A 4,788-nucleotide genomic window follows, 5' to 3' on the forward strand; every position below is an offset into this window, starting at 1 on the left:
GGCGGGGTTTCAGCGGGCGCGGGCCAGGTGTGCCTCCACCGCATCGGCGGCCCGGACCGCGCCGCCGGCCCGGCGGACGTGGCCCCGCATGGCCTCGACCCGGGCGATCAGCGCCGGGTCGGCCGTGACGGCCCCGACGGCGGCGAGCAGCGTGTCGCCGTCGGCCTTCTCTCCGGGCAGCACCGCGCCGAGGCCGAGCTGGTCGACGCGCCGGGCCATCGGCTGCACGTCGAAGGACTGCGGCACGACCACCAGCGGGCGCCCCCAGTACAGCGCCTCCATGAGGGTGCCCATGCCGCCGTGCGTCACGCAGACCGTCGCCTGTTCGAGCACCTTGACGTGCGGGACCCAGCGGTGCGCCTCGACGTTGGGCGGCAGGTCGCCGAGAGCCGCGGGGTCGACCTGGCCGCCCAGCGTCATCACCACGTGCCACGGCTGGCCGTCGAACGCTCGGGCGCAGTCGCGGAAGAAGCCAGGCCGGTCGTTGAAGGTGGTGCCGAGCGACACCAGCACCACCGGCAGGTCGCCGGCCGGGCGGCTCCACTCGCCGAGGAACCGCCGGTCGTCGAAGCACGGCCCGACGAAGACGAAGCGGTCGTCGAAGGTGTCGCCGGCGATCTGGAACGCCTTCGGCACGAAGACCAGGTTGAGCTCCTCCACGTGGTTCCAGCACTCCACGACGGACCGGGAGAGACCGTGCTCGGCCAGCAGGTCCCGCAGGGTGTCGCGGAACACCGGCAGGTCGAGCGGGTCGATCGTGCCGGCCAGGGTGACCATGTCCTGGGAGAACGAGTAGTGCTCGTTCGACGCGAACGCCGCGCTGAGCCGGACGGCCGGCCGCCGCCAGCGGGCGGCCAGCAACTGCCCGGCGATGAACGGGAAGTCGTCGTAGAGGACCAGGTCCGGCACGTCGCCGTCGAGCGCCGCGGCGGTGGCTCGGAGCACCGAGACGTTCTCGCGCAGGTACATCAGGTGGGGGCGGACGCCGAGGTCGTCCGAGCCGAACACCTCGGCGGCGTCCGCGTCGATGATCTCCGACTGGTAGGGGACGACCGTCGCGCCGGCGGCGCGGACCGGCTCGGCGAACCCGCCGGCGGTGACGTAGCTGACCCGGTGCCCGCGCCGGACCAGCTCGGTGACCACGGTGAGGGTGGGCAGGATCAGGCCGTGGCTGGCGACGTTGACGATCAGGAGGTGGGCCATCGTCGACTCCGTCCGTGGTCGGGGTCCCGGGCGCGCCGGCGCGGGTCGGGTCAGGACATCCAGGCGTCCGGGGCGGCGCCGCCCCGGCCGAGTGGCGGGAACAGCTCGTCGAGCCGGGCGAGCTCGGCCGCGGACAGCGGCCGGTGCAGGGCCCGCAGGGCGCCGTCCAGGTGTTCGGGGGTACGCGGCCCGACGACCGCGGCGGTCACCGCCGGCCGGTGCAGCACCCAGGCCATGCCGACCTCCGCCGGGTCCCGGCCGGCCTCGGCGCAGAACTTCTCGTACGCGGCGAGGGTCGCGCGGTGGTGCTCGACCGCCTCGGCGGCCCGTCCCTGCGCGGACTTGACCGCGGTGCCGTCGGCCAGCTTCCGCAGCACGCCGCCGAGGAGCCCGCCGTGCAGCGGTGACCAGACGAGCACCCCGATGCCCTCGGCGGCGGCGGCCGGGAGCACCTCCAGTTCGACGTACCGGCTGACCAGGTTGTAGACGCACTGCTCGCTGACCAGCCCGAGCAGCCGGTGCCGGCGCGCGGCCTCCTGGGCGCTCACCAGGTCCCAGCCGGCGAAGTTCGAGGAGCCGACGTAGCGGACCTTGCCCTGCCGGACGAGCTGCTCCATGGCCTGCCAGATCTCGTCCCAGCCGACCTCCCGGTCGACGTGGTGCATCTGGTAGAGGTCGATGGTGTCGGTCTGGAGCCGGCGCAGCGACGCCTCGCAGGCCGCGACGACGTGTCGGGCCGACAGGCCCCGGGCGTTGGGTCCGTCCCCCATCGGGTTGCCGACCTTGGTCGCGAGGACCACCTCGTCCCGGCGGGCCGGGTCCTTGGCGAGCCAGCGCCCGATCATCTCCTCGGTCCAGCCCCGGTGCACCCGCCAGCCGTAGATGTCGGCGGTGTCGACCAGGTTGATCCCCTGCGCGACGGCGTGGTCGAGCAGCCGGTGGGCGTCGGCCTCGTCGACCCGGCCGCCGAAGTTGACGGTCCCGATCGCGACCCGGCTCACCCGCAGGCCGGTGCGCCCGAGCCGGACATGCAGCGACGACACCCCGGACCTCCCGTGCACCCGGTGCCGGACGCGGCGTCCGGCGACCCGTTGAAGATATACATTTCTCAACTCCTTCACCTCGACGGTTGCAAGTTCCGCAATCAGGAAGAACGCCTGGCGGGCTATATCGACAGGGCTCCCTTGACGACCCTCCTAGGGGACTTGAGAATCATGTGGCAACTAGCGAGAGGGGCGTCATGATCCCGCTGTCCAAGGTCGCCATGTCTCCGGACGTCGGCACCCGCGTCTCCGCCGTCCTGAACAGTGGCCGGCTGGAGCACGGGCCGACCGTCGCCGAGTACGAGGCGGCCGTGGGCAGCCGCCTCGGCAACCCCCGGGTCGTCTCGGTCAACTGCGGGACGGCCGGGCTCCACCTGGCCCTGAGCCTCGCCGCGCGGCCGGGGGCCGACGAGCCGGCGCACGACGGCCCGGGCGAGGTGCTCACCACGCCGCTGACCTTCGAGGGCACGAACTGGCCCATCCTCGCCAACGGGCTGCGCATCCGGTGGGTGGACGTCGACCCGGCCACCCTCAACATGGACCTCGACGACCTGGCCGCGAAGATCTCGCCCGCCACCCGGGCCATCGTGGTGGTCCACTGGCTCGGCTACCCGGTGGACCTCAACCGGCTGCGCGCCGTCGTGGACCGGGCCACGGCGGGGTACGCCCGCCGCCCGCTGGTCGTCGAGGACTGCGCGCAGGCGTGGGGCGCCACCTACCGGGGCGCGCCACTGGGCACGCACGGCAACGTCTGCGTGTACAGCACCGGCGCCATCAAGATCCTGACCACCGGCAGCGGCGGCTTCGTCGTGCTGCCCGACGACGACCTGTACGACCGGCTCCGGCTGCGCCGCTGGCTCGGCATCGAGCGGGCGTCGGACCGGATCACCGGCGACTACGACGTCGCCGAGTGGGGCTACCGGTTCATCCTCAACGAGATCGGCGGGGCGATCGGCCTGTCCAACCTGGAACGGGTCGACGAGCTGCTGCGCCGGCACCGGGAGAACGCCGCGTTCTACGACAAGGAACTGGCCGGCCTCGACGGCGTCGAGCAGACCGAGCGCGCCGACGACCGGGAGCCCGCCTTCTGGATGTACCCGCTGAAGGTCCGCGACCGTCCCGCCTTCATGCGCCGGCTGCGCGACGCCGGCATCGCCACCAGCGTCGTGTCACGCCGCAACGACGCGCACAGCTGCGTCGCGTCGGCCCGTACCACCCTGCCCGGGCTCGACCGGGTCGCAGACCGCGTGGTCCACATCCCGGTGGGCTGGTGGCTCACCGAGGACGACCGGTCCCACGTCGTCGAAACGATCAAGTCCGGCTGGTGACCCCCGCCGCAACCCTGAACAGAAGGGCTCCGACATGCGCGTGCTGTTCGTCTCCTCCCCCGGTATCGGCCACCTCTTCCCGCTGATCCAGCTCGCCTGGGGCTTCCGCACGGCCGGCCACGACGTGCTGATCGCGGTCGCCGAGCACGCCGACCGGGCCGCCGCCGCCGGCCTGGAGGTGGTCGACGTGGCGCCCGACTTCAGCGCGGTCAAGGTCTTCGAGCAGGTGGCGAAGGACAACCCGCGCTTCGCCGAGACCGTCGCCACGCGCCCCGCCATCGACCTGGAGGAGTGGGGGGTGCAGATCGCGGCGGTGAACCGCCCGTTGGTCGACGGCACCATCGCCCTGACCGACGACTTCCGGCCCGACCTGGTGGTCTACGAGCAGGGCGCCACCGTCGGGCTGCTGGCCGCCGACCGCGCCGGGGTGCCGGCCGTGCAGCGCAACCAGAGCGCCTGGCGGACCCGGGGCATGCACCGCTCGATCGCCTCCTTCCTCACCGACCTCATGGGCAAGCACCAGGTCAGCCTGCCCGAGCCGGTGGCGACGATCGAGTCGTTCCCGCCGAGCCTGCTGCTGGAGGCGGAGCCCGAGGGCTGGTTCATGCGCTGGGTGCCGTACGGCGGCGGCGCCGTCCTCGGCGACCGGCTGCCGCCGGTGCCGGCCCGGCCCGAGGTGGCGATCACCATGGGCACCATCGAGCTCCAGGCGTTCGGCATCGGCGCCGTGGAGCCCATCATCGCCGCCGCCGGCGAGGTGGACGCCGACTTCGTGCTCGCCCTCGGCGACCTCGACATCAGCCCGCTGGGCACGCTGCCGCGCAACGTCCGGTCGGTCGGCTGGACGCCGCTGCACACCCTGCTGCGTACGTGCACCGCGGTGGTGCACCACGGCGGCGGCGGCACGGTGATGACCGCCATCGACGCCGGCATCCCGCAGCTGCTCGCCCCGGACCCGCGCGACCAGTTCCAGCACACCGCCCGGGAGGCCGTCAGCCGGCGCGGCATCGGCCTGGTCAGCACGTCGGACAAGGTCGACGCGGACCTGCTGCGCCGGCTCGTCGGAGACGAGTCGCTGCGCACCGCGGCCCGGGAGGTACGCGAGGAGATGGTCGCGCTGCCCACGCCCGCGGAGACGGTGCGGCGCATCGTCGAGCGCATCTCGGGTTGAGCCGGTCGCGCCGCCCGCCGCCGCCACCGTCGGCGGCGGGCGG

At 73.3% G+C, this 4,788-nt stretch carries 4 protein-coding genes; 2 read left to right on the top strand and 2 right to left on the bottom strand.

The features are described from left to right. Nucleotides 1-9 precede the first annotated feature (9 nt). Nucleotides 10-1,203: a macrolide family glycosyltransferase gene (locus AB0L34_RS32900; RefSeq protein WP_363709472.1), complete on the bottom strand. Its 1,194-nt coding sequence runs from the start codon at nucleotides 1,201-1,203 to the stop codon at nucleotides 10-12. 50 nt (nucleotides 1,204-1,253) lie between these two features. Further along, nucleotides 1,254-2,246 carry an aldo/keto reductase gene (locus AB0L34_RS32905; protein WP_363709474.1) on the bottom strand — a complete coding sequence of 331 codons (993 nt, stop codon included), beginning with the start codon at nucleotides 2,244-2,246 and terminating at the stop codon, nucleotides 1,254-1,256. Nucleotides 2,247-2,443: 197 nt separating this feature from the next. Here AB0L34_RS32905 and AB0L34_RS32910 point away from each other — a divergent pair, with 197 nt between their 5' ends. Together AB0L34_RS32910 and AB0L34_RS32915 are read left to right on the top strand one after the other, a co-directional pair. Then, the gene (locus AB0L34_RS32910; protein ID WP_363709476.1) at nucleotides 2,444-3,574 is read left to right on the top strand and encodes a DegT/DnrJ/EryC1/StrS family aminotransferase; all 1,131 of its coding nucleotides are present in this window, start codon (nucleotides 2,444-2,446) and stop codon (nucleotides 3,572-3,574) included. Nucleotides 3,575-3,608: 34 nt separating this feature from the next. Then, nucleotides 3,609-4,745, top strand: coding sequence for a nucleotide disphospho-sugar-binding domain-containing protein (locus AB0L34_RS32915; RefSeq protein WP_357463042.1), 1,137 nt, complete (start codon nucleotides 3,609-3,611; stop codon nucleotides 4,743-4,745). The last annotated feature ends 43 nt before the right edge of the window (nucleotides 4,746-4,788 follow it).

The sequence above is a fragment of the Micromonospora sp. NPDC052213 genome (genome assembly GCF_040679695.1).
In the GTDB taxonomy this organism is placed as follows: Bacteria; Actinomycetota; Actinomycetes; order Mycobacteriales; family Micromonosporaceae; genus Micromonospora.

What these genes read in the sequence shown, in the direction of transcription:
- AB0L34_RS32900 (WP_363709472.1), bottom strand. Translation starts at nt 1,203, where the DNA reads ATGGCCCACCTCCTGATCGTCAACGTCGCCAGCCACGGCCTGATCCTG.
- AB0L34_RS32910 (WP_363709476.1), top strand. Translation starts at nt 2,444, where the DNA reads ATGATCCCGCTGTCCAAGGTCGCCATGTCTCCGGACGTCGGCACCCGC.
- AB0L34_RS32915 (WP_357463042.1), top strand. Translation starts at nt 3,609, where the DNA reads ATGCGCGTGCTGTTCGTCTCCTCCCCCGGTATCGGCCACCTCTTCCCG.